Source organism: Nocardiopsis halophila DSM 44494 (genome assembly GCF_000341245.1).
Classification (GTDB): domain Bacteria; phylum Actinomycetota; class Actinomycetes; order Streptosporangiales; family Streptosporangiaceae; genus Nocardiopsis_A; species Nocardiopsis_A halophila.
Map to the genome: position 1 here is coordinate 1 of NZ_ANAD01000109.1, position 2,677 is coordinate 2,677.

The following is a 2,677-nucleotide window of genomic DNA, read 5'->3' on the forward strand; positions in this document are numbered from 1 at the left end:
CCGTCGCCTGCACTACCATGGTGGGCCGCGCCACTCCCCCGTGTGTCGCAGTCGTGCCCGCCCTGTGAGCGGAAACCCACCTCTCCGGGGGGCGACGGCCGCCGCGCCCGCTGCGATACTCGGGCTCCCCCACTCCACACAGGTCGGAGACGTACCCCCATGAACCGTGAAGGCCTCGTCCTCGCGCTGCTCTACGCCGGACCCGGGAGCTCGGTCCGTCGCGACGGCGACGGACGCCTCAAGGTCTCCCCCGCCTCGCGCGCCGACGAGGACGGTCAGGTGCTCCTCACCCACGACCAGCTCCTCGAACGCGGCGTCGACGCCCTCCTCGAACTGGTGGCGTGATCGCGCCGCTGGGGCGGGCCCGACGGGCCCGCCCCGGCGGCGGCGCTCCCCGCCCCGGCGGGTCAGGGCTCGTAGACGGTGACCGGGAAGGACGCGCGCACGATGGCGCGCAGGTCCTCCAGGGCGGCGTCCGGGTCGACGAGCCCCGCCGCCCTGGCCTGGACCAGCAGGTTGCCGATGGCCGTCGCCTCCACCGGGCCGGCCACCACGCGCCTGCCCGTGCGGCGGGCGGTGAGCCGGCACAGTAGCGCGTTCTGCGAACCGCCCCCGACCACGTGCACCGTCCCGGCCTTGCGGCCGGACAGCTCCTCGGCCGTGTCGATCGTGCGGGCATAGGCCGCAGCGAGCGACTCCAGGATGCTGCGGACCACCTCCGCCCGGGACCCGGGCGGCCGGACCCCGCGCTCCTCGAACCACCCCCGGATGCGCGCGGGCATGTCGCCCGGCGGGACGAACCGGGGGTCCGCGGCGTCGAAGACGGGGACCTGCCCCTCCACCGCCGCCGCGGCCGCCAGCAGGTCCTCCAGGGCGGCCCCGTCCGCGCCCCCGGCGCCCTCGGTGCCGCCCCGCCAGGTCCGGATGGACTCGCTGAGCAGCCATAGCCCCGAGACGTTGCGCAGGAAGCGCACCCGCCCGTCGACGCCGCCCTCGTTGGTGAAGTTCGCCTCCCGCGCCCGCGCGGTGAGCACCGGCCGGTCGAGTTCGAGGCCCACCAGCGACCAGGTCCCGGAGGAGATGTAGGCCGCGTCGGGGTCCTCGAACGGCACCGCCGCCACGGCCGAGGCCGTGTCGTGCGATCCGACCGCCGTCACCTGCACGCCGTCCCGGTCGGTCCCCAGGCGCCCGGCCGCCTCCGGGGTGAGCGGCCCGATCCGCTCCCCGGGCCGGACCAGGTCCGCGAAGAGCCCCGGATCGAACCCCAGCCGCGCCATCAGCCCGGTGTCCCAGGACCGGTCGGCCACCGAGAGCAGCCCCGTGGTCGAGGCGTTCGTGGCCTCGGCCCGGGCCCGCCCGGTGAGCCAGTAGGCCACCAGGTCCGGGAGCAGCAGGAGGCGGTCCGCCAGGCCCAGGAACCCGGACTCGCGCTCGGCCGCCAGCTGGAACAGCGTGGTGAAGTCCAGGTGCTGCAGGCCGTTGCGGGCGTACAGCTCGGCGCCGTCGGTCACGGCGTGCACCAGCTCCACGCCCCGGGCGGAGCGCCCGTCCCGGTAGTGGTAGGGGACGCCGAGCATCCGGCCGCCCCGCAGCAGCCCGTAGTCCACCGCCCAGGAGTCGATGCCGATGCTGCACAGCCCGGGGGCCGCGGCCGCCGCCCGGCCCAGCCCCTCCTCCACGGCGCCGTAGAGCGCCTGGATGTTCCAGTGCAGGCCCTCGCCCCGCCCTTCGGTGAACCGCACGGGCGTGTTGGGGAAGCGGGCGACCTGCTCCATGGTGAGCCGCCCCTCCTCCAGGCGGCCCAGGACGACGCGCCCGCTGGTGGCCCCGAGGTCGACCGCGGCCAGCGCCGGGGCCTGCGCGCTCGCCCCCCTCACCGCAGGAAGGCCGCCGCCACACCGGCGTCGACCGGGACGTGCAGGCCCGTCGTGTGCGAGAAGTCGCCGGTGCACAGGGCGAAGACCGCGTTGGCCACGTTCTCGGGCAGGACCTCGCGCTTGAGGATGGTGCGCTGGGCGTAGAACCGGCCCAGGTCCTTCTCCTCGATGCCGTAGGTCTTGGCCCGCTGGGCGCCCCACCCCCCGGCGAAGATGCCCGAGCCGCGCACCACGCCGTCGGGGTTGACGCCGTTGACCCGGATGCCGTGCTCGCCGAGCTCGGCGGCCAGCAGGCGCACCTGGTGGGCCTGGTCGGCCTTGGCCGCCGAGTAGGCCACGTTGTTGGGGCCGGCGAACACCGAGTTCTTGGAGGCGATGTAGACGATGTCCCCGCCGAGGCCCTGGTCGGCCAGGATCGCCGAGGCGTTCTTGGCCACCAGGAACGACCCCTTGGCCATGACGTCGTGCTGCAGGTCCCAGTCCTCTTCGGTGGTCTCCAGCAGCGGCTTGGACAGCGACAGCCCGGCGTTGTTGACCACCAGGTCCACGCCGCCGAAGGCCAGGACGGCCTCGCGCAGGGCGGCGCGGACCGCGGCCTCGTCCGCGACGTCGGCGGCCACGCCGACCGCGGTGTCGGGGCCGCCGATCTCCTCGGCCGCGGCGCGCGCCCGGTCCGCGTCGAGGTCGGCGACCACGACGCAGGCGCCTTCGGCGGCCAGCCGCCCGGCGACCGCCCGGCCGATCCCCGAGGCCGCACCGGTCACGAACGCCACCCGCGTGGCCAGCGGCTTTTGGGCGGG

At 75.6% G+C, this 2,677-nt stretch carries 3 protein-coding genes; 1 reads left to right on the forward strand and 2 read right to left on the reverse strand.

Annotation, left to right across the window (positions count from 1 at the left end):
• Positions 1-159 precede the first annotated feature (159 nt).
• Entirely contained in the window at positions 160-345 is a 186-nt protein-coding gene (locus tag D450_RS0113580; RefSeq protein WP_017539214.1) for a hypothetical protein, read from the forward strand.
• A gap of 62 nt (positions 346-407) precedes the next feature.
• On the opposite strand, the gene D450_RS0113585 is transcribed toward D450_RS0113580, so the two are convergent.
• Together D450_RS0113585 and D450_RS0113590 are read right to left on the reverse strand one after the other, a co-directional pair.
• Complete coding sequence (locus D450_RS0113585) at positions 408-1,877, reverse strand: rhamnulokinase (RefSeq protein WP_017539215.1); 1,470 nt, start codon at positions 1,875-1,877, stop codon at positions 408-410.
• On the reverse strand, positions 1,874-2,677 hold an 804-nt coding region (locus D450_RS0113590; RefSeq protein ID WP_039820485.1), incomplete at its 5' end, for an SDR family oxidoreductase. The genes D450_RS0113590 and D450_RS0113585, both read right to left, overlap by 4 nt.

Coding starts and splice junctions, on each gene's coding strand:
- D450_RS0113580 (WP_017539214.1), top strand. CDS start 160: ATGAACCGTGAAGGCCTCGTCCTCGCGCTGCTCTACGCCGGACCCGGG.